At 69.1% G+C, this 20,974-nt stretch carries 22 protein-coding genes; 10 read left to right on the top strand and 12 right to left on the bottom strand.

What is annotated here, in order from left to right; all coding sequences use genetic code 11:
• Positions 1-25: 25 nt before the first annotated feature.
• The 3 genes from map to K8940_RS18715 form a co-directional block, all read right to left on the bottom strand.
• Complete coding sequence (gene map / locus K8940_RS18725) at positions 26-772, bottom strand: type I methionyl aminopeptidase (RefSeq protein ID WP_223391575.1); 747 nt, start codon at positions 770-772, stop codon at positions 26-28.
• On the bottom strand, positions 769-1,014 hold the full coding sequence (locus K8940_RS18720) for a ParD-like family protein (RefSeq protein ID WP_223391574.1): 246 nt from the start codon (positions 1,012-1,014) through the stop codon (positions 769-771). The genes map and K8940_RS18720 overlap by 4 nt, the downstream gene beginning before the upstream one ends.
• Before the next feature lie 65 nt (positions 1,015-1,079).
• Positions 1,080-1,565 (bottom strand): MarR family winged helix-turn-helix transcriptional regulator, encoded by a 486-nt coding sequence (locus K8940_RS18715; RefSeq protein WP_223391573.1) that lies wholly within the window; start codon positions 1,563-1,565, stop codon positions 1,080-1,082.
• A gap of 53 nt (positions 1,566-1,618) precedes the next feature.
• Between K8940_RS18715 and K8940_RS18710 the strand changes: the two genes are divergently transcribed.
• On the top strand, positions 1,619-1,990 hold the full coding sequence (locus K8940_RS18710; protein ID WP_223391572.1) for a nuclear transport factor 2 family protein: 372 nt from the start codon (positions 1,619-1,621) through the stop codon (positions 1,988-1,990).
• 4 nt (positions 1,991-1,994) lie between these two features.
• Here the strand turns inward: K8940_RS18710 and K8940_RS18705 are convergent, their stop codons facing one another.
• Positions 1,995-2,651, bottom strand: coding sequence for a J domain-containing protein (locus K8940_RS18705; protein WP_223391571.1), 657 nt, complete (start codon positions 2,649-2,651; stop codon positions 1,995-1,997).
• A gap of 56 nt (positions 2,652-2,707) precedes the next feature.
• Here K8940_RS18705 and K8940_RS18700 point away from each other — a divergent pair, with 56 nt between their 5' ends.
• Together K8940_RS18700 and cdd are read left to right on the top strand one after the other, a co-directional pair.
• Complete coding sequence (locus K8940_RS18700; protein ID WP_223395900.1) at positions 2,708-2,983, top strand: BolA family protein; 276 nt, start codon at positions 2,708-2,710, stop codon at positions 2,981-2,983.
• Positions 2,984-3,072: 89 nt separating this feature from the next.
• Entirely contained in the window at positions 3,073-3,495 is a 423-nt protein-coding gene (gene cdd, locus K8940_RS18695) for a cytidine deaminase (RefSeq protein WP_223391570.1), read from the top strand.
• 107 nt (positions 3,496-3,602) lie between these two features.
• Here cdd and K8940_RS18690 read toward each other — a convergent pair whose 3' ends face one another.
• The 5 genes from K8940_RS18690 to K8940_RS18670 all read right to left on the bottom strand — a co-directional run bounded on the left by K8940_RS18690 (position 3,603) and on the right by K8940_RS18670 (position 10,793).
• On the bottom strand, positions 3,603-6,554 hold the full coding sequence (locus K8940_RS18690; RefSeq protein WP_223391569.1) for a TonB-dependent receptor plug domain-containing protein: 2,952 nt from the start codon (positions 6,552-6,554) through the stop codon (positions 3,603-3,605).
• A 417-nt stretch (positions 6,555-6,971) separates the two neighbouring features.
• Positions 6,972-7,340 carry a response regulator gene (locus tag K8940_RS18685; RefSeq protein ID WP_223391568.1) on the bottom strand — a complete coding sequence of 123 codons (369 nt, stop codon included), beginning with the start codon at positions 7,338-7,340 and terminating at the stop codon, positions 6,972-6,974.
• Between the two features lie 3 nt (positions 7,341-7,343).
• A complete protein-coding gene (locus K8940_RS18680) occupies positions 7,344-8,939 on the bottom strand; it encodes a sensor histidine kinase (RefSeq protein WP_223391567.1) in 1,596 nt (531 codons plus the stop codon).
• 102 nt (positions 8,940-9,041) lie between these two features.
• A complete protein-coding gene (locus tag K8940_RS18675) occupies positions 9,042-10,328 on the bottom strand; it encodes an HlyC/CorC family transporter (protein WP_223391566.1) in 1,287 nt (428 codons plus the stop codon).
• 9 nt (positions 10,329-10,337) lie between these two features.
• Positions 10,338-10,793, bottom strand: a complete 456-nt coding sequence (locus K8940_RS18670) for a MarR family winged helix-turn-helix transcriptional regulator (RefSeq protein WP_223391565.1) — start codon at positions 10,791-10,793, stop codon at positions 10,338-10,340.
• A 154-nt stretch (positions 10,794-10,947) separates the two neighbouring features.
• Here K8940_RS18670 and K8940_RS18665 point away from each other — a divergent pair, with 154 nt between their 5' ends.
• Positions 10,948-11,514, top strand: coding sequence for a DUF308 domain-containing protein (locus K8940_RS18665; RefSeq protein ID WP_223391564.1), 567 nt, complete (start codon positions 10,948-10,950; stop codon positions 11,512-11,514).
• A gap of 43 nt (positions 11,515-11,557) precedes the next feature.
• Here K8940_RS18665 and aroB read toward each other — a convergent pair whose 3' ends face one another.
• Entirely contained in the window at positions 11,558-12,670 is a 1,113-nt protein-coding gene (gene aroB, locus K8940_RS18660) for a 3-dehydroquinate synthase (protein WP_223391563.1), read from the bottom strand.
• An 11-nt stretch (positions 12,671-12,681) separates the two neighbouring features.
• Entirely contained in the window at positions 12,682-13,275 is a 594-nt protein-coding gene (locus K8940_RS18655) for a shikimate kinase (protein WP_223391562.1), read from the bottom strand.
• A gap of 60 nt (positions 13,276-13,335) precedes the next feature.
• Here K8940_RS18655 and K8940_RS18650 point away from each other — a divergent pair, with 60 nt between their 5' ends.
• The 4 genes from K8940_RS18650 to K8940_RS18635 all read left to right on the top strand — a co-directional run bounded on the left by K8940_RS18650 (position 13,336) and on the right by K8940_RS18635 (position 17,780).
• Positions 13,336-14,829 carry a hypothetical protein gene (locus K8940_RS18650; RefSeq protein ID WP_223391561.1) on the top strand — a complete coding sequence of 498 codons (1,494 nt, stop codon included), beginning with the start codon at positions 13,336-13,338 and terminating at the stop codon, positions 14,827-14,829.
• Between the two features lie 10 nt (positions 14,830-14,839).
• Positions 14,840-15,781 (top strand): site-specific tyrosine recombinase XerD, encoded by a 942-nt coding sequence (locus tag K8940_RS18645; RefSeq protein ID WP_223391560.1) that lies wholly within the window; start codon positions 14,840-14,842, stop codon positions 15,779-15,781.
• A 79-nt stretch (positions 15,782-15,860) separates the two neighbouring features.
• Positions 15,861-16,082 carry an alkylphosphonate utilization protein gene (locus tag K8940_RS18640; RefSeq protein ID WP_223391559.1) on the top strand — a complete coding sequence of 74 codons (222 nt, stop codon included), beginning with the start codon at positions 15,861-15,863 and terminating at the stop codon, positions 16,080-16,082.
• Between the two features lie 72 nt (positions 16,083-16,154).
• Positions 16,155-17,780: a family 43 glycosylhydrolase gene (locus K8940_RS18635; protein WP_223391558.1), complete on the top strand. Its 1,626-nt coding sequence runs from the start codon at positions 16,155-16,157 to the stop codon at positions 17,778-17,780.
• Between the two features lie 191 nt (positions 17,781-17,971).
• Here the strand turns inward: K8940_RS18635 and K8940_RS18630 are convergent, their stop codons facing one another.
• Positions 17,972-18,454 carry a VOC family protein gene (locus K8940_RS18630; protein ID WP_223391557.1) on the bottom strand — a complete coding sequence of 161 codons (483 nt, stop codon included), beginning with the start codon at positions 18,452-18,454 and terminating at the stop codon, positions 17,972-17,974.
• A gap of 218 nt (positions 18,455-18,672) precedes the next feature.
• Between K8940_RS18630 and K8940_RS18625 the strand changes: the two genes are divergently transcribed.
• Together K8940_RS18625 and K8940_RS18620 are read left to right on the top strand one after the other, a co-directional pair.
• The gene (locus tag K8940_RS18625; protein WP_223391556.1) at positions 18,673-19,674 is read left to right on the top strand and encodes an aldo/keto reductase; all 1,002 of its coding nucleotides are present in this window, start codon (positions 18,673-18,675) and stop codon (positions 19,672-19,674) included.
• 274 nt (positions 19,675-19,948) lie between these two features.
• On the top strand, positions 19,949-20,947 hold the full coding sequence (locus tag K8940_RS18620; RefSeq protein WP_223391555.1) for a transporter: 999 nt from the start codon (positions 19,949-19,951) through the stop codon (positions 20,945-20,947).
• Positions 20,948-20,974 lie beyond the last annotated feature (27 nt).

Here is a 20,974-nt window from a genome sequence, read left to right as displayed (position 1 = left end):
GTCGCTGGCTGCAACGACCTACGGGCTAGATCAGGGTCAGGACCACCGGGCCGTTCCGGGTGGCGACCAGGGTGTGTTCGTACTGCACCGTGGGCTGACCGCGCGGCGGGCGCAGTGTCCAGCCGTCGTCCAGCTCCTCGACCCAGTCCGCGCCCAGCGACAGGAACGGCTCGATGGTGAAGACCAGGCCCTCGGGGATCAGCCGGCGGTCGCGCGGCTCGTTCCAGGTGGCGATCTCGCGCGGCTCGTCATGCAGCGAGCGGCCGACGCCGTGGCTGGCCAGGTTGCGGACCAGGCTGTAGCCGTTCTTCTGGGCGAAGGTCTCGATGGAGCGGCCGATCTCGTTCAGGCGCGCGCCGGGCTTGACGGCCCGGATGCCGGCCCACATCGCCCGGCGGCCGTCGCGGCACAGGCGCTCGACGCGCTTGGTGATTGGCGGGACGGCGAAACTGGCGCCGGTGTCGCCGAAATAGCCGTCCAGCTCGGCCGAGACGTCGATATTGATCAGGTCGCCGGCCTTTACCACCGTGTCGCCAGGGATGCCGTGCGCGCAGTCGGGACCGACCGAGATGCAGGTCGCGCCCGGGAAGTTGTAGGTCAGCTCCGGGGCCGAGCGGGCGCCGTCCTTTTCCAGCAGGGCGCGGCCGATATCGTCCAGCTCCTTGGTGGTCATGCCCGGCTCCAGCGCCGCGCCCATCGCGGCCAGGGTGCGGGCCACCAGATTGCCGACGATGCGCAGCTTCTCCAGCTGGTCCTCGTGCTCGATGGTCATGCGGGGGTCTTCGCCAGGCCAACGTCTTTCAGGGGCGGGGCAGCCGCGGGATCGACGGCGTCGACGCCCGCCGCCTTCAGCTCGCGCGCCACCAGTTCTTGGAAGGTCAGGCCCGGGTTCAGCTCGCACAGCATGCCGATCCTGATCCAGAACGCCGCCTGAGCGTTGATCGACCGGTACGAGGCCTTGCTGGCCCGACGCAGCTGCTCATGCAGCTCATCCTCGATATTGACGATGCCCACGGAACACTCCGGCATATACGTTTCGTATATGTTTTATAGGTGCGCGCGCCGGGTGCGGCAAGGGGCTAGCCCTCGGCGCTGGCGATCCGGTCCAAGTTGGCGATCAGGCGGGTCAGCAGGTCGACCAGCTGCGCGGTCTCCGCGTCGGTGAAGCCGCTCAGCACCTCGCGATTGCCCTGAAGCAGGGTGTCGATGGCGTCTGGCAGGCGCGCCTGGGCGGCCTGGGTCAAGGTGATGAGGCTGCTGCGGCCGTCGGCCGGGTCGGGCGTGCGCGCGATCAGGCCGTCGCGCTCCATGCGGGCCAGCATCTGGGCCATCGGCGGCTGCTCGGTGCGGGCGAAGCGGGCGAGATCCCGCTGCGTGCTGGCCTGGCCGTCCCGCAGCGCGACCAGCACCGGCAGGTGACCGACGCCGAAGCCCAGCGGCTTCAGCCGCGCCTCGCTCAGCCGCGTGAAGCCGCGCGACGCCAGGCTGATCAGGTGTCCCGGCGTCGAAAGTACGTCCAGTTCCATCACGTCCGGCCCCTTGCGCGCGTTCTCGTCGAGATACATATGTGCATATGTAAATCCGTTTCCGCAACACCCGACAGGCCAGGAGCGCCGCCATGGACGACGAAATCCGCGTGATCGAAGGGCTCTACGCGCGCTTCAACGCCCGCGACATCGACGGGGTGCTGCGCCAGCTGACCGACGACGTCGCCTGGGCCAACGGGATGGACGGCGGCCACGTCCATGGCCACGAGGGCGTCCGCGCCTACTGGACGCGTCAATGGAGCCTGATCAGCCCGCATGTCGAGCCCGTGGCCTTCCAGCGCGCCGAGGACGGGGCGGTGGTCGCCGAGGTGATCCAGACGATCCGCAACCTCGACGGCGCGCCGAGCCAGGATCAGGCGCACGGCCTTAAGGACAAGACGGTCGGCCACGTCTTCCACCTGCGCGACGGCAAGGTGGCCCGCTTCGACATCCAGGATGGCTAGGCCGTCAGGACTTCACCATTCCCGACTTCTGCAGCTGCTTGTAGGCCTTGATGACCCGCTGCAGCTTGTGCTCGGCGCTGCGGTCGCCGCCGTTGGCGTCGGGGTGGCAGCGCTTGAGCAGCTCCTTGTACTTGGCCTTGATCGCCGCGCTGTCGGCGCCGGCTTCCAGGTCCAGGTCGGCCAGGGCCTGCCGCTCCAGCTTGCCCAGGCTGCGTTCGGCGGCCGTGCGCTGTGATTCGGCGCGGCGCTGCTGGGCGCGGAAGATGCCGAACGGGTCGGCGAAGGCGCGGGCGTCGCGGGCGGCGGCGGCGGCGGCCTCGCGCGAATTGGCGTCGGCCTTGAAGCTCCAGGTCGGACGACCGCCGGTCATCCGCTCGGCCTCCTGGGCCGCGCGAATCTGCGCCTCGCTCATGCCGGCGTAGAAGTTCCAGTTCTTATTGTACTCGGCCGCGTGCTGCTGACAGAACCAGTAGTGCTGGTTTGGCAGGTCGCGCGACTTCGGCGCCTTGGTCGATCCCGCCAAACGACAGTCGGGATGATCGCAGCGCTTTTCGCCGGGCTTGAGGCCCAGGACGTCGTTCACCGGGTCGTCCTCGCCCTTCTTGGGCGGCCGGACCCGGATGTCGGTGAATTTGGGACGGTACTCGAACGGCCGGTTCATGGCGTCTAGAGTAGTCTCGCGCTATTTCCGTTCAAGGATTGACAAGCAAGAGTCGCATCATGGGCGCCGTCGCCGACACCGTTCGCAGCAAGTTGACCGAGGCTTTTTCGCCCTCTCGCCTGGAATTGGTCGACGACAGCGACCGCCACCACGGCCATGCCGGCCACAGCGGTTCGGGCGAAAGTCACTTCAACCTGCGGATCGAGGCCGAGGCCTTCGCGGGCAAGGCCCGGGTGATGCGCCAGCGCATGGTCATGAAGGTGCTGGCCGACGAGCTGGCGGGCCCCGTCCACGCCCTTTCGATCATCGCCACGGCGCCCGGAGAAACGTAAGAGGCCGCTTACTTTTTTCACTTGATTTGGGTCGCTGCGGCTGATTGCCTCTGTCCCCGGCGCGATCCCGCCGGGAGGCAGGGAACGCCATGAGCGCCGTCACTTCTCCGACCGACCTTGAAATCGAAGCCGCGCGGATCCTGCCGGACCTGCTGTCGCGATCGTACGCGCGCTATTCGAAATTCACGGTGGCCGCGGCGGTGATCGACGACGAGGGACGGGTCCACTACGGCGTCAATGTCGAGAACGCCGCCTATCCGGTCGGGACCTGCGCCGAGCAGACGGCGATCGGGGCGATGATCACGGCCGGCGGCTCGCGCGGCATCGCCAAGGTCCTGATCGCGGCCGGCACCGACGCCGTCGTCCAGCCCTGCGGCGGCTGCCGCCAGCGCATCGCCGAGTTCGCCGGCCAGACCTGCGAGATCATCTCGGTGCAGGGCGGCGCGCCGACCGAGCGGGTCGCCTTCTGGTCCCTGCTGCCCCACTCTTTCGGTCCCCGCGACCTGGACTGAGCGTCGCTCCTCCCGAGATCGAACAACAAAAAAGGGGACGCCGAGGCGTCCCCTTTCCGTTTCGACGGTGTCCCGCCAGGCCCGAAGGCCCGGCGGAAGCGCCTGTCCTAGTAACGCATCGTCACGCCGACATAGTAGTAGCGGCCGCGGTTGTCGTAGCTCGACGAACCCGTGCCCGTGCCCGTCAGGGTTTCCGGCAGGTAGGGCGGCGTCTCGTTGGTGACATTCTGGATGCCGCCGCGGATTTGCAGCTTGTCGTCGATCTCGTACTTGGCGCGCACGTCGTGGCTCCAGTAGTCGCCCGTGTAGTACGGGTCCAGCTGGGTCGGCGTGAAGGCCGTCGTCGAGGCCATCGAGCCGATGTAGTGCGTGGTCCAGGCCGCGGAGAACTTGTTGTAGCTCCACTGCACCGAACCCTGGGCCTTCCACTCCGGCGTGGCGTTCGAGATGTTGTTCGCCAGTTGGGTGTAGGCTTGGCCCGGCAGGCCTTGCAGGGCCCAGCGGTACATCCAGGTCGCGTCGACGCGGAACGCCAGCGAGCCCAGGTCGCGCTTGAACAGGTCTTCGGTGTTGAAGCCGTACTCGGCCGACGCGTCCCAGCCCTCGACCTTGATCTTGGCCACGTTCTGGTTGGTCAGGCTGACCGTCTTCACGCCGCCGACCACGCCGCCGCCGTTGGTGCCGGTCGGATCGCGGACGATCAGAGCGCAGAACGGGTTGCTGGCGTAGGCCTGGGTCGAGTCATAGCACAGCTGCTGGAACAGGGTGTTGATCGGGATCGTGCCGACCTGATCCGAGATGTTGTACTTGAAGAAGTCCAGCGAGACCGACAGGCGCGGGATCCAACGCGGCTGGATGACGACGCCCAGCTGGTAGGTCTTGGCCGTTTCCGGACCCAGTTCCGGGTTGCCGCCCTGGGTCAGTTGCAGCGACGAGCGGCCCGTACCGATGTTCGACACGAAGGTCGCCGGGTTCCAGCCCGGGATGGCGGCGGCGCAGGTCGCGTTACGAGCGGCCTTCTGCGTGGCCGAGGCGCCGGCGTAGGCGTCCTTGTCGCAGGGGTCGATCGCGGCCGTCGTGAAGTTCACGCTTTGCGGCGAGAACAGCTCGACGATATTCGGGGCGCGGACGGCGCTGCCCTGGCTGGCGCGGAAGCGGACGTCGCGGACCGGAGCCCACAGCGCGCGCATCTCGTACTGCTTGGTGTGACCGATCGTCGAGTAGTCGGCGGCGCGGCCGGCGAACTCGAGCGACAGGTCGTCGGCCAGGATCACGTCCTTCAGCAGCGGGACGCGAATTTCGCCATAGGCTTCACGCACGTCGTACTTACCCTTGCGGGCGCCGATGGCGTTGAAGAACAGCGCGCCAGAGGCGCCCAGGGCGTCCTGTTCGAAGCTGCTTTGTTCCTTGCGGTACTCGAGGCCGGCGGCCACGCCGACCGGACCGGCCGGCAGGTTGAACAGGTCGGTCGACAGGTTGCCCGACAGGACCGTCTGCTTGACCTTCTGGTCGGTGGTCGACTGGGCGTTGGTCCAGGCGATGGCGGCGGCCGAGCCCCCGTGGATCAGGTCCCAGGGCTGGCAGCCGTTGGCGCGCGCGGTGGCGTCGCGGCAGACGATCTGGCCGTTCAGCAGGACGGCGTCGGTGGCTTGTTGGACTCGCGCCACGTTCGGAACGTTCAGCGAGGTCGTCGCGCCGCCGGTTTCGCCGTACTGGCCGTACCAATCCCAGTGGATGTTGCGGTCCAGGAAGTTGAACTTGCCTTCCATGCCGGCGACCAGACGGGTGGTGTCGCGGTCGGTGATCACGTTACGACCGCCGAACTCGACCCAGAACTTGCCGACCTGGGCGGTCGAGGTCGAGGTCAGGGCCTTGCCCGCGGCCAGCCACTCGGTGCGCAGGGCCGTCGCCGTGGCGTCCGTGCCGGCCAGGTAGGCGTTGTCGCCCTTCAGGGTGACGGGCATGGTGCCGCCGCCAACGGCCGACGAGAACGGCGGCTGGAAGTAGCCGTAGCCCTTCACCTTGGCGTAGCTGACGTCCAGGAACGCCTTCACGTTGTCGTTGATTTCGTAGTCGATATAGGTGCGGAACGTCTTGCGGTTGTTCTCGCCCTGCAGCGCGTTGTAGATGCCGCTGTAGATCAGCGCTTCGTCCTGACAGGTCGGCTGGACCGTCGGGGTCGAGCAGGGGGCGCTCAGGCGCACCACCTTGGTCGGGTCGCGGTAGTCCAGGGTGACCGAGCGAGCCGTGCCAACCGCGCCGCCGAGCAGCTGGAACGTCGCCGTCGGGGCGGTGTTCGAGCGGCTGTTGGGGATGATGGTCTGCGGCGTGGCCAGGGTGTTGCGGCGGATGCCCGGCAGGGCCCAGTCGCGATCCTTTTGCCAGACGGGGTCGGAGTGCGAGACCTCGCCGCCGGCCAGCACGTTCAGGCGGCCGTCCAGGAAGGCGTGACCGGCCAGGAACGAGATGCGGCGCTCACGGCCGTCGCCTTCCTGCGAGGCGCCGAACTGGGCGTCCAGTTCGAAGCCGTCGTACTTCTTCTTCATCAGCACGTTGACGACGCCGGCGATGGCTTCCGAGCCGTAGACGGCCGAAGCGCCGCCCGCGACGGTCTCGATGCGCTCGACCATCATCGACGGGATCAGGTTCAGGTCGACGGCGGGCGACGAGGCGTCCGAGAAGACGATGCGGCGACCGTCCATCAGAACCAGCGTGCGCGAGGCGCCCAGGCCGCGGATGTCGGCGCGGGCCTGACCGGACAGGTACAGCGAGCTGGACGAGTTCTGGGCGTTGGTGTTGGCGTTGATCATCGGAACGTCGAGCAGCGTCTCGGCGATCGACGTGTTGCCCGAGTCACGGATCTGCTCGCCGCTGATCACCGACATGGCCACGGGGGCGTTGAAGGTGTCGCGACGGATGCGCGAACCGGTGACCACGATTTCCTCAACCGAGGTGTTGTCCGCGGCCGGCGCGGTTTGCGCCAGAGTCACGGAGGGTGCGAACACCGTCAGCCCACCCAGCATCGTCGTTGCCAGGAGCAGCTTGTGTTTCAACGCCATATTTTAGTCGTCCTCAAAGATACGGGCTCCCGGTGCGCGTGAGCGGCGCGCGCCTGGAAGCAAAAGAGGGCCATTCCTCGATGACGACGTTATCGGCTTTCGCGCTGGCTAGAAGGGATTGTGGCGAAATTGGGCAACGTGGGTCGCCGTTCGTTACCAAAAAGTCACAAAATCGACGAACTCACGTCAATCTTGGAATATTTTGATCGTGAAGCGACGCAGTTGGCGTCCCAACCAAGGGGGTTTGGGGGGTAAATCTTGCGCATGGGATAGCGGCGTCGCGCCAACATGCCGGCTTTTGAGCGCCAAAAGGCCGGATTTGCGCGCCGTAATGTGACCACGCCAACGCGCGGTCTTCACCTAGGCTTTCGCGGCCGCCTGAAATTCAGACGTCCGCCGCCCATCTAAGATGCAAACTCAGGCCGTCTGGCCGACCAGGCTTTCCAGGACGCGGCGCAGGTCGGCCTCGCGGAAGGGCTTCTGCAGCACCGTCGCGCCCCTGTGGTCCTCGGTCAGGCCCGCCTCGCCGTAGCCGCTGGCGAAGGCGAAGGGCACGCCGCGCGCCTTCAGGGCGTCGGCGACTGGGAAGATCGGCCGGCCGCCCAGATTGACGTCCAGCAGGGCCGCGTCGATCTCGGCCGAGTTTGCCAGGCGCAGGGCTTCCTCGATCTCGGCCGCCGGGCCGACGATCGCGCAGCCCAGATCGGTCAGCATGTCCTCGACCAGCATCGAGACCAGCGCCTCGTCTTCGACGACCAGGACCTTGAGGGACGAGAGTGTAGTCATGTGTCAGGGCTCCAGCGCGCGCAGGGGCAACGCCATTTGGCAGACGAGTCCCGTCGCATCATAGGTCAGCTCGACCCCGCCGGATAGCTCGGCCGCGAGGCCTCGCTCCAGAAGGCGGGCGCCGAAGCCGCGACGGGCCGGTGGGGTGACGGGCGGACCGCCGCTTTCGGTCCAGGTCAGGCGCAGGACGCCGTCCTCGACGGACCAGTCCACGGCCACACGGCCGTCGGGGCCCGACAGGGCGCCGTACTTGACCGCGTTGGTCGCCAGTTCGTGGATTCCCATGCCCAGGGCCACGGCGGCCTTCGGGTTGAGGCGCACGTCGGTCTGGTAGGTGAAGCCCACGCGGTCCTCGCCGGCCATGGCGTTCAACTCGACGTCGAACACCTCGCGCAGACTGGCGCCGGCCCAGCTTTCGCGGGTCAGGAGGTCGTGGGTCTGGGACAGGGCGATCAGGCGGGTCTCGAAGGCCTCGCGGAAGAATTCGGGCGAGGCGTTGGAGCGCAGGGTCTGGGCGGCGATCGACTGCACCGTGGCCAGGCTGTTCTTCACCCGGTGGTTCAGCTCGTTGACCAGCAGCTTCTGGCGTTCCTCGGCGCGCTTGCGCTCGGTGATGTCCAGCGAGACCCCGGCCAGGCGGCGCACGCCGCCGTCGTCGGCGGTCTGGGCGGCGCGGCCGCGGGCGTGCAGCCAGCGCAGCTCACCGTTCGGGTGCACCACGCGGTATTCGACGTCGTAGTCGGCCCCGTCGCGGATCGCAGCCTCGATCGCCGCCAGGATGCGGGGGCGGTCCTCGGGATGGATGGTGGCGATCAGGTCGGCGAAGGTGAAGGTCTCGTCCGGCCGGCGGCCGTAATTGGCCTTGCACAGGTCCGAGGCCTCGTAGGTCTTGGAGGCCACGTCCAGGTCCCACGAGCCCATGCGGCCGGAGTCGAGGGCGAACTTCAAGCGTTCCTCGGCGCGCCGGCGCTGGGCCAGCTCGCCCAGGGCGCCGGTTTTCAGCTTGATCGACTCGATGGTGGCGGCGACCTGGGCGCCCAGGCCCACCAGCAGGGTCTCGTCGCGGGTCGAGAACTTGCCGGGTTCGGGGTGGCCGAAGAACAGCCCGCCCAGCACCTCGCCCCGGCGATTGGCGACCGGAATGGCCAGGTAGCTGCGCACCGGCAGGTGGCCGTGGGGCATGCCCCGGTGCGGCAGGTTGCGGCCGTAGCGGGGATCGCGGGTGATGTCGTCAGAGCGCACCACGCCCGTCCCGTCGAAGGTCGGGGCGAAGACCTCGGTCTTGCGCGGCGTCGGGAAGCTCTTGAACGCCTCGGGCGACGCGCCCGACAGGCGATACAGAGTGTAGGCGTCCCCGTCGGCATCGGCTGTGTTGTAGAAGAAGGCCCCGTAGGCGGCGCCGCTGATCTCGCGGGCCCCGTCGATGACGGCCTGGACGCAGGCGTCGATGTCGGTGCTGGAAGCGACCGCTTCGCCCACGCGGGCCAGGGTCTGGGCCTTGTGGACCTCGTCGGCCAGCGCGGTCTCGACCTCGATCAGACGCGCGCGCAGATCGGCTTCGCCGTCCTCGCGAATGTCAGTCTCAGCCAGCCTGGCCAAACGCCCCTCCACGCGGACCGCCCCTGGTCCGTAAGGACCGAAAACGCGCCTTTCTCGATCTGGTTCCCAAGAACCTTGACCGTATGATTTCGCGTAAAACGTTCAGAGTTCGTTGTCGTCGTCCAGAGGTGCGCTGATCCGCAGGGCCGTGATCTGGTTTCTCTGTCGACGGAACACCTGGAAACGGTGACGGTGGAAGATGAAGGTCTGGCCGGGTTCGGGGATCATCTGGGCCTCGTGGATGACCAGGCCGGCGATCGTCACGGCCTCGCCCTCGGGCAGGCGCCAGTCCATGGCCCGGTTCAGGTCGCGCACGGTGACGTGGCCGTCGACATTGACCGAGCCGTCGGCCTGACGGCGCACGCCCTCCAGGCTGGTGTCGTGTTCGTCGTCGATCTCGCCGACGATCTCCTCGAGGATGTCCTCCAGCGTCACCAGGCCCTGCAGGGCGCCGTACTCGTCGACGACCAGGGCGAAGTGGCTCTTGCGCTTGAGGAAGGCGTTGAGCTGGTCCTTCAGGTTCGTCGTGTCGGGGATGAACCACGGCTCGCGCAGGATGGCGGCGATGTCCAGGCCCTCGACCCCGTTCGGCGACTCGGCCAGGGCCTTGAGCAGGTCGCGGGCGTGCAGCACGCCGACGATGTTGTCGGGCTCGTCGCGATAGACCGGCACGCGGGTGTGCTGGGCTTCCAGCACCTCCCGCACCAGGTCGCGGGCGGGCAGGCCGGCGTCCAGCAGGACCATCGACTTGCGGTGGACCATGATCTCCGAGACGTCCATGTCCGACAGGTCCAGCACCCCGCCCAGCATCCGCCGGTCGCCGCTTTCGACCAGGCCCTCGGAGTGGTGGTAGTCGACCGCGCCGCGGATCTCCTCGTGGGCGGCCAGCACGTCGACGGCCATGTCCAGCTTGACGCCGAAGACGCGCAGGGTGCGGCGGACGATCCACTGGATGGCGTAGATGATCGGGCCGAACAGGCGCACGACCAGCAGGGTGGGGCCTGACAGGGTGCGCGCCACGTCGTCCGAGCGGATGATGGCCACGGTCTTGGGCAGCACCTCGGCGAAGACCAGGACGAGCACGGTCATCACCGCCGTCGCCACGGCCACGCCCCAGGGGCCGGGGATCAGGGTGGTCAGCACCTGGGTCGCCAGGGCCGAGGCCAGGATGTTGATCAGGTTGTTGCCCAGCAGGACGGCCCCGATCATCGTCTCCTGGTCGGACAGCAGCTTGTTGACGCGCCGCGCGGGCCGATCGCCCTCGCGCTCCAGCTGGTGCATCCGCGCCCGGCTGGCGCCGGTCATCGAGGTCTCGGCCGCCGAGAAGAGGGCCGAGAGCGTCAGCAGCGCGATGACGACGGGGGCGAGGCCGAGGAGGGCGGTCAGCATGGGTCTCTCCTAAGGCTTCGGCGCGTCGCTGACAAAGCGCGCGACCGAGTCCCTGAACGCCTGGACGTCCTTGTTCAGCCGCACCAGCTGTTCGATGCTCATGCCGCCGGCGGCGAACAGGGTCTGGCCCAGGCAGGTGCTACGGACCTGCAGGTCGCGGCCGGCGTCGGTCAGGCTGACCACCACCTGACGCTCGTCGGCGGGATTGCGGACGCGGCTGACCAGGCCCGCGCCCTCCATGCGCTTGACCAGCGGCGTGACGTTGCTGGAGTCCAGGCCCAGCCGTTCACCGATGGCGCCGACCGAAAGGCCGTCGGTCTCCCACAGGGCGCTGAGCACCAGGTACTGCGGATAGGTGATCTCCAGGGCGTCCAGCAGCGGCTTGTAGGCGCGGTTGATCGCCATGCTGGCGCCGTACAGCGAGAAGCAAAGCTGCTGGTCGAGCGTGGGGATGTAGTCGGACACGGCGGGCTCCTGGTCGCACGGTTACCTACAGCGAAAATATATGTCGTGACAAATATCGGCTGGACTCGCCGGCGGGGTGTCGCTAGAGGCAATCATATGTCGCGACATATAATGTCTCGGCATATAAATCGCTCAACGCTTCAGGGAGGCCGCCATGGCCCACGCCCCCGTCCATTCCGACGACGCCAACGCGCTCAAGCGCTACTATTTCCTGCGGGCCGGCGTGTCCGTCGCCTGGATCCTGGCCGCCGTCGCGGTGGGGGCGGGCAATCCGCTGGCCGCCGGCGTGCTGCTGGTCGCGTATCCGGCCTGGGACGCCCTGGCCAACGCCCTGGACGCCCGCTCGAACGGCGGCTTCCGGGCCAATCCGCCCCAGACCTTCAACGTGGCGGTCAGCCTGCTGGTCGCTGGCGCCGTACTGCTGGCGTTGCTGACGGAGCCGGGCCGGGTCCTGACCGTGTTCGGCGTGTGGGCCGGCTTCGCGGGCCTGCTGCAGCTGGTCGCCGGCGTCCGCCGCTGGCGCGCCGTGGGCGCGCAGTGGCCGATGGTGCTGAGCGGCGCCCAGTCGATGCTGGCCGGCGTCTTCATGATCGCCCGCTCGATCGGCGGCGGCGGCCATCCGCCGGCGGCCGTGGAGATCGCGCCCTACGCCGCGTTCGGGGCCTTCTACTTCCTGGCGGCGGGGATCTCGCTGGCGCTGAAGGGGCGCAAGCGGGGTTAGGCGCTCACCCCTCCTCCCCCAGAGGGGAGGAGGGCGCTGGTCGCTAAACCGCGCCTTCCTCGATCAGGAAAGCCTTCAGCGCGGCGCGGTCCACGTCCTTGGCCACGAAGGCGTCGCCGATGCCGCGCACGAGGACGAAGGTCAGGGCGCCGCCCTCGGCCTTCTTGTCCTGGCCGCAGTGGGCGACCAGGGCGTCGGCCGAGAAGGGCTGGGAGCGGACCTGGGCCAGGGTGGTCGGCAGGCCGGCGGCCTTGATGGCGACGGTGGCGCGGACGGCGTCCTGGCTGGGGCACAGGCCCTGCCGGGCCGAGAAGCGGAACGCCTGGGCCATGCCCACGCCGACCGCCTCGCCGTGCTTGAGGGCGTCGCCGAAGCCCATCTCGGCCTCGATCGCGTGGCCGAAGGTGTGGCCCAGGTTCAGCAGGGCGCGGCGGCCGGCCTCCTTCTCGTCCTCGGCGACGATCTCGGCCTTCATCTCGACGCTGCGGCCAACCGCGCGGACCAGGGCGTCGACGTCGCGCTCCAGCACCGCGTGGACGTTCTTCTCCAGCCATTCGAAGAAGGCGAAGTCGCCCAGCAGGCCGTACTTGACGATCTCGGCGTAGCCGCAGGCCAGCTCGCGGGCGGGCAGGGTGCACAGCACGTCCAGGTCGGCCAGGACGAGGCGCGGCTGGTGGAAGGCGCCGATCAGGTTCTTGCCGCGCGGGGTGTCGATGGCGGTCTTGCCGCCGACCGAGCTGTCGACCTGGGCCAGCAGGGTGGTCGGCACCTGCACGAAGTCGATGCCGCGCTTGTAGATCGCCGCCGCGAAGCCGGCCAGGTCGCCGACCACGCCGCCGCCGAAGGCCACGATCTGGTCGCCACGCTCCAGGCCCAGGGCCAGCAGGCGGTCGGACAGGTCGGCCAAGCCCTCGAAGCTCTTGCTCTCTTCGCCCGGCGGGATGCTGATCACATCGACGGCGATCCCGGCCTTCTCCAGCGAGACGGCCAGGCGTTCGCCGTGATGCTCGCCGACGTTCGAGTCGGTGACGATGGCCACGCGCTTGCGCTTGCCCAAGACCGGCGCGATCCGCTCGCCGGCCCGGTCGATCAGGCCCGGACCGATGACGACGTCATAGGCGCGGTCGCCCAGGCCCACGGAAACGGTGCGGATCATGGACGAACTCCTTACGCGCGGCTCTGGCGCAGGGCCGCCAGGATGGCGTCGACCGCCACCATGTGCGGCGTGTCGCCGGTCTGAACATGCACCTGCGCCTCGGCGTAGGCGGGATAGCGGACCTCGGCCAGCTGGGTCAGGACCTCGACCGGGTCCTTGCCCTTGACCAGCGGCCGGTTGTCCTTGCGCGAGACGCGGCGGGCCAAGAGGTCGATGTCGGCCTTCAGCCAGACCGAGACGGCCTTCTGGTTGATCAGGGCCCGGGTCTCGGGATTGACGAAGGCCCCGCCGCCGGTGGCCAGCACGTGCGGCGGCTCGTCCAGCAGGCGGCCGATGACCCGGCGCTCGCCGTCGCGGAAGGCGGCCTCGCCCAGTTCGGCGAAGATCTCCGAGATCGACCGGCCGGCGGCGGCCTCGACCTCGTGGTCGGCGTCGCGGAACGGCAGGCCCAGGACGCCCGCCAGCCGCCGCCCGACGCTGGACTTGCCCACGCCCATCAGCCCGACCAGCACGATCGTCTTCTCGCGCAGCGGGGCGAGGTCGTCCCTCGGCGCGGGGGCGGCCTGGGGGGCGGTGGTTTCCAGGTTTTGGTCGGGCTCGGTCATGATGCGGTCGCGGGTTTACACGACGCTTGGCCAAACCGCCAAGTTTGCGAGAACCCCGTCATGCGTCATAACCGGTCCATGGTCATTTCGATGCGTTCTCGAAGCGCCCTGGCGCTGCTGCTGGCCCTGGCCGCCGTCGCTCCGGCGGCCGCCCAGGAAGAGGTCAAGGTCAAGAGCCTGGCCGCCCCCGACTACTTCTCCGGCCCGGTGGCCGACACCGGCTTGCCCGGCGACCTCTGGAAGGACGCCGCGCCCGACATCATGCGCGATGTGCTGCCCAAGCTGGCCGGCCCCAAGCCCCTGTCGCCGGCCTTCGCCAACCTGGCGCGGCGGCTGCTGTCGACCGGCGCCAACGGCCCGGCCGGGGTGGGCGACGACGTCGAGATGGGCGCCCAGCGGGCCCTGGCCCTGATCGCCCTGGGCGAGGCCAAGGGCGCCAACGCCATCCTCGACCGCGCGACCGGCGCGCCGGGCAGCGCCGCCCTGTCGATGGCCACGGCCGAGGCCGCCCTGATCACCGGCGACGACGACAAGGCCTGCCGCACGCAGGACGCCCTGACCGTCGATCGCGGCGGCGCCTACTGGCTGCGCCTGCGGGCCTTCTGCCAGCTGAAGGCCGGCCAGACCGACGCCGCCCAGCTGACCTTCCAGCTGGCCCAGCAACAGACCAAGGACCTCGACTACGCCCGGCTGATGGGCGCGGCCCTGGCCGGGACGGCGCCCTCCTCTAACCTTAAGGCCGGCGCGCCCAGCCTGAAGAACGGCGTCAACTACGCCCTGTCGCGCCGCCTGAACCTCGACGTCCAGTCGGCCGCCGCCATCGCCTCGGCCTCGCCGGCGCTCAAGGCCGTGCTCAAGACCGGCGGCGACCTGTCGGGCGTCGCGCCCGGCGCCGACCTGACCGCGCAGGAGACCTCGGACCTGGCCTTTCTGCGCCAGGCCAAGACGCTTCCCGCGTTCCTGGACGCGTCGCGCGCCTCGTCCGCCTCGATCGCCGCCCTGGCCGCCGCCGGCGCGCCGTTGCGCGACCCCGTGCTGATGGCCCGCGCGGCCCTGGCGGCCGGCGACGTCGCCAGCGCCCAGGCCATTCGCGGCCGCCTGACCGGCGACACCATTCCCGGCGCGACGACCGCCGACCTGGCCATCCTCGACGCCCTGATCGCGGCCGCTTCCGGCAAGGTCGACGCCCAGGTGCTGGACAACCTGATCGGTCGCGGCGTCTCGGGCGGCGGCAAGACCCAGGCCGCCGCCGTGCTGCTGGCCAGCCTGGGCGGGGCTCTGAGCGCCGACGCCCGCGCTCAGTTCGCCGGCTTCGACCTCGGCAAGCCCGCCGCCTCGCCGGCGCGGGTCATCGTTCTGGAGGACGCCGCGGCGGCCAGGCGCAAGGGCGAGGCCGGCCTGCTGGCCCTGTCGATCGCGGTCGACGCCGGCGCGACCGGCCCGATCCCCGTGGACCGCGCCCGCATCGCCCACGCCTTGAACCGCGCCGGCCTGGACGCCGACGCCCGCGCCATCGTGGTCGAGGGAATCCTGGGCCTGGCCTTCGTGAAATGAGCACGGCCAGATGAGCACGAAGGGAGCCGGCTGGGTCGACGCCTTCCTCGAGATGATGGCCGTCGAGCGCGCGGCGGCCCGCAACACCCTGACCGCCTACGGCAAGGACCTGGAAGACGCCCGCGCCTTCCTCGCCCGCTCGGGCCACGACCTGGACGACGCCGCCGCCGAGACCATCGAGGCCTATTTCCAGGACCTGGGCGCGCGCGGCCTGTCGCCGGCCACCGCCGCCCGCCGCCGCTCCTCGGTGCGCCAGTTCTACCGCTTCGTGCTGGGCGAAGGCTGGCGTCAGGACGATCCCTCCCGCCGCGTCGCCGCCCCCAAGGCCGGCCGCCCGCTGCCCAAGGTGCTGGAGCGCCAGGAGATCGAGCGCCTGCTGGCCGCCGCCATCCAGAAGGACGGGGCCCAGGGCTTGCGCCTGACCTGCATTATCGAGCTGATCTACGCCTCGGGTCTGCGGATCTCCGAGCTGCTGGCCCTGCCGCTGACGGCCCTGGCGCGCGATCCGGCCTACCTGATCGTCAAGGGCAAGGGCGGCAAGGAGCGGCTGGCGCCCCTCAACGACGCGGCCCGCACGGCGGTGAAGGCCTATCTCGTCCAGCGGCCAGCCTTCCTGGCCAAGGGGAGTAAGGAGAGCCCCTGGCTGTTCCCCTCGCGCGGGGCTGGCGGCCGGCTGACCGCCCGGCGCGTCTCGCAACTGCTGGAAGACGCCGCCATCGCCGCCGGCATCGACCGCGCCAAGGTCAGCCCGCACGTCCTGCGCCACGCCTTCGCCACCCATTTGCTGGAGGGCGGCGCGGACCTGCGGGTCATCCAGACCCTGCTGGGCCACGCCGACATCGCCACGACCCAGATCTACACCCACGTGGCCGGCGAACACCTGGCCCAGGTCGTCCAGACCAAGCACCCGCTGGGACGCCCAGACGGAGGGCGGAAGAAGACGCCCGGTTGACCCGCGCCGGGAAAACCTTAGGAAAGCCCGTACTTAGTGTGTGGGTTTGCCGATGGCGCCCGATCCGAACGAGGCTTCCATGTCCGACGAAACCCGCGACTCCAACGGCAATGTCCTGGCCGACGGCGACACCGTCACCCTGATCAAGGACCTCAAGGTCAAGGGCTCGGGCGGCGTCACGCTCAAGCGCGGCACGGTGGTCAAGAAGATCCGCCTGACCGGCGACCCCGAAGAGATCGAGGCCAATGTCGACAAGGTGAAGGGCCTGGTCCTGCGCACCGAGTTCGTGAAGAAGGCCTGAGGCCGTATTTCTGGACGACGCGGGAGCGCCTCTCTAGAGATTGATAGCGCTATCAATCTCGGACCTCTCCGCATGGCCCTGCCGCGTCGTCATCTGTTCAAGGGCCTGCTGGCGGGGGCCGCCTTGCCCGCCCTGGCCGAGGCCGCGCCGCCCGCCGCGCCGGCCAGCGCTCCCACCTGGGGCGTCGGCGCCGGGGGCCAGCGCAAGGCGGACCTGGGCGACGGGACGTTCCGCAATCCGATCGTCAGCGGCGACCATCCGGACCCGACCATCCTGAAGGATGGCGGGACCTACTACATGACGTTCTCGTCGTTCTTCTCGTATCCCGGCCTGGTGATCTGGAAATCGACGGACCTGGTGAACTGGAGCCCCGTGGGGGCGGCGCTCCACAAGCCGCTGGGGGTCATCTGGGCGGTCGACCTGATCAAGCACGATGGCCGCTACTTCATCTACATCCCGGCCGATCCGAAGGGCGAGGGCTGGTCGATCTACGCCATCTGGGCCGACCGCATCGAGGGGCCGTGGAGTGAGCCCGTCGACCTGAAGATCTCGGGCTGCATCGATCCCGGCCACGTCGTCGGCGAGGATGGCCGGCGCTATCTGTTCGTCAACGGCGTGCGCAGGATCCGCCTGACCGACGACGGCCTGGCGACCGACGGGCCGCTGGAGAAGGCCTACGAGCCCTGGCGTTATCCCGACGACTGGGTGGTCGAGAACTTCGCGCCGGAGGGACCCAAGCTGCTGCGGCGGGGCGGCTGGTTCTACCTGATCACCGCCGTCGGCGGCACGGCCGGGCCGGCTACCGGCCACATGGTCATCGCCGCCCGCTCGCGCTCGATCCACGGGCCCTGGGAGCACTGCCCGCGCAACCCGCTGGTCCGCACAAGGAGCGCCGCCGAGCCCTGGTGGTCGCGTGGCCACGCCAGCCTGGTCGAGGGGCCGGCCGGCGACTGGTGGATGGTCTATCACGGCTACGAGAACGGCTACCGCACCCTGGGCCGCCAGACCCTGCTGGCGCCGGTCGAGTGGACCGCCGACGGCTGGTTCCGGGTCCTGGGCGGCGACCTTTCCAAGCCCTTGCCCAAGCCCAAGGGAGGCGTGACGGGACCGTCCGCGCCTGGCCTGTCGGACGACTTCTCGAAGGACCGCTTCGGCGTGCAGTGGAGTTTCCACGATCCCAAGCCCGACGAGGCCGGCCGCGCGGCCTTCGTCCCCGGCGGCCTGCGGCTGGCGGGGCGCGGGACCTCGCCGGCCGACTCTGCGCCGCTGACCTGCCTGGTCGGCGACCGCTCGTACGAGACCGAGGTGACGATCACGCTGTCTGGCGAGGCCGAGGCGGGGATCCTGCTGTTCTACAATCACAAGGCCTTCGTGGGCCTGGGCTTCACCCCGACGGCCCTGAAGATCTTCGAATATTCCGAGGAGCTGCCCTGGGCGCGGATCGCGCACGACGTCCGCGAGGTCCGGCTGCGGATCGGCAATGTCGAGAACGTGGTGACCTTCCACTACTCGTACGACAACGGCCGGACCTGGACGCGCCACGGCACGCGGATGGAGGTGTCGGGCCTGCACCACAACGTGTTCGGCGGGTTCCTCGCCCTGCGCGTCGGGCTCTACGCCGCCGGGATGGGCGAGGCGCGGCTGAGCAATTTCCGTTACCGGGCGAACATGCCGGTGAAGGCGGAGAGCGGCGTTTAGAAGTCACACGCTAAAACAACACCGCCTTCCTCGCCCTTGTGGCGAGGACCCATGGCGCGGCTGGGCTGGGAGCTTGCGAGCCGTGCGCCGTCAGCGCTAGCGAACACCTGGCCGCCTTCATGCCAGCTGAAACCTGGGCCCTGGGCACAAGGCCCAGGGAGGCATGTTAGGGGGAGAATGGTGGGGGTGTTCTACTCTCCCCGGAACGCCGCCTGGATCTGGGCGACGTCAATCTTCTTCATGCCCATCATGGCCTGGAAGGCGCGGCCGGCGGCCTCGCGGTCCGGGCTGGTGGTCGCCTCGATCAGCTGGCGCGGCGTGACCTGCCACGACAGGCCGTATCGGTCCTTCAGCCAGCCGCACTGGCTCTCCTGCCCGCCATCGGCGGTGAGGGCGTTCCAATAGTGATCGACCTCGTCCTGGCCGTCGCAGTCGATGACGAACGAAAAGGCCTCGTCCAGCTTGAACGTCGGGCCGGCGTTGAGAGCGGTGATCTTCTGGCCGTCGATCTCGAAGGCCACGGTCATCACCTTGCCCGGCTTGCCGCCGCCGGGCGCCTCGCCGGGATAGTAGGCGACGTCGATGATCCGCGCGTTCGGGAAGATCGAGACATACAGCTTGGCGGCCTCCTCGGCCTGGTTGTCGAACCACAGGAACGGGGTGATCTTGGGCATGGGCGTCCTCCGTTGTCGCGATCCTAGGACGAAACCGGAGCGACCGTTCCGACATCGGCCGTGAAATTCCTTCATGTCGGTGATTAGCGCGGGGGCGATTGCTGAATTGCGCTCAGCAGAGTGGTGAGCGACCGGGCCTTATCCGGCGCGATCCAGGCCCCATCTTCGAACGGCCGGCGGCAGGGGCCGCCTGGCCATCCGCACAAGGAGATCCCCCCATGAAGACGCGCAAACTCGGCGACGGCCTGGAAGTGTCGGCCATCGGCCTCGGCTGCATGGGGATGAACCAGGTCTACGGGACGCCCCTGACCGCCAGCGCCGCGAACGAGGTGCTGGCCAAGGCCGTCGAGCTGGGAATCACCTTCTTCGACACCGCCGAGGTCTACGGCCCGTTCCTGAACGAGGAGCTGGTCGGGGCGGGGCTGAAGCCCTTCCGCGACAAGGTGGTGATCGCCACCAAGTTCGGCTTCGACATCGGCCCCGAGGGGCTGGGTTCGGGCTATTCGCGCATGCGCGGGGTCAACAGTCGGCCCGAGCACATCCGCGAAGTCGCCGAGGCCTCGCTGAAGCGCCTGGGCGTCGAGGTCATCGACCTGTTCTACCAGCACCGCGTCGATCCCAACGTGCCGATCGAGGACGTGGCCGGGGCGGTCAAGGACCTGATCGCCGAGGGCAAGGTCAAGCACTTCGGCCTGTCGGAAGCCGGCGCGGCGACCATCCGCAAGGCCCACGCCGTCCAGCCCGTCGCGGCCCTGCAGAGCGAGTATTCGCTGTGGTTCCGCGAGCTGGAGGCCGAGATCCTGCCGACCCTGCGTGAGCTGGGCGTCGGCCTGGTGCCCTACAGCCCGCTGGGCCGGGGCCTGCTGACCGGCGCGATCAAGCCCGAGACCCTGGCCGAGAACGACTTCCGCCGCGGCCTGCCGCGCTTCCAGGGCGAGGCCCTGACCAAGAATCTTAGCCTGGTCGAGGCCCTGACCCAGATCGCCGCCGAGAAGGGGATCACCCCGGCCCAGCTGGCCCTGTCCTGGATCCTGCATCAGGGCGAGGACATCGCCCCGATCCCCGGCACCACCAAGATTCCGCGCCTGCAGGAGAACATCGGCGCCGTCGACGTCGTGCTCTCGCCCGAAGACCTGGCCCGCATCGCCGCCGCCGTGCCGGAAACGGCGATCGAGGGCGACCGCTATGCTCCCGCCGGCATGGCGATGGTCGGGCGGTAAAAGACTCCCTCTCCCCTTGCGGGAGAGGGTGGCCGCCGCAGGCGGTCGGGTGAGGGGTTGAAAGCCATAACCGCCGTTACAGCCGAACAGCTGTCGCGGCGGTTCTCGTTGACGCGACCCCTCATCCGGCCCTCCGGGCCACCTTCTCCCGCAGGGGGAGAAGGGCGACCAAAAGGCCTGCTGACAGCATCGGGATCGTCCTGCCGCAAGTTCCGGGCGGCGTCGCGACCGAACGCGCCCTAAGGCGGCGGCGATGCTGATCGGGAGGACCTCCATGAGCTGGACCATCCGCCGCGCCGCCCTGGCGACGGCCTTTCTGACCCTGGCCCCGCCGGCCCTGGCCGACGCGCCCCCAAGCCTCGATCCTCAACGCCCCAATCCGGAACGCCAGAGCCTGGACGACGCCTGGTGGACCGGGCCGCTGCTGGCGTCCGGCGCCTCGACCCTGCCCAAGGGTCATATCCTGTTCGAGCCCTATCTCTACGACGCCAAGCCGTACGGTCGCTTCGACGCCGACGGCAAGCGCCACGGCGCCCCGGACGCCGACAACATCGGCTCGTCGGCCTACATGCTGTACGGCGTCACCGACACCCTGACCGCCGGCTTCATCCCGCACCTGGGCTATCGCCGCGCGGGCGGACGCTGGAGCCAGGGGCTGGGGATCGGCGACCTGACCGCCCAGGTCCAGTACCGCCTGACCCAGTACAAGGAAGGCGGCCGCGTCCCGACCCTCTCGGTCATGCTGCAGGAGAACCTGCCTATCGGCCGCCACGACGGCCTGGACGAGCGGCCCAACGACGGCTTCGGCAGCGGCGCCTACGCCACGACCCTCGGCGTCAACTCGCAATACTATTTCTGGACCCCGAACGGCCGCATCCTGCGCACGCGGCTGAACGTGGCCTACACCCGCTCGGACACCGCCAGGCTCAAGGGCGCCAGCGTCTACGGCACGGCCAAGGGGTTCGCCGGCAAGGCCCAGCCGGGCGACAGTTTCCTGGTCAACCTGGCCTTCGAATACAGCCTCACCCGCAACTGGGTGGCCGCCATGGACATCGGCTGGCAGCGCGACGCCTCGACCAAGGTCACGGGCCAGCTGGACGGCGCGGCCTTCGAGCGCCGCTATCCGGTCAGCGAGGCGCTGATCCTGGCCCCGGCGGTGGAATACAATTTCAGCCCCAGCGTCGGGGTGATCGTCGGCGCGCGGATCGTGCCGGCGGGGCGCAACACGACGGCCTCGGTGACGCCGGCGGTGGCGGTGAACTGGGTGCGGTAGGGCGGGGGCATGGCGCGCAGGACCCTT

It is taken from the genome of Caulobacter segnis (genome assembly GCF_019931575.1).
GTDB lineage: Bacteria > Pseudomonadota > Alphaproteobacteria > Caulobacterales > Caulobacteraceae > Caulobacter > Caulobacter segnis_C.
Note: the sequence above shows the minus strand (reverse complement) of the source record. Positions and strands in the feature narration are given on the sequence as shown.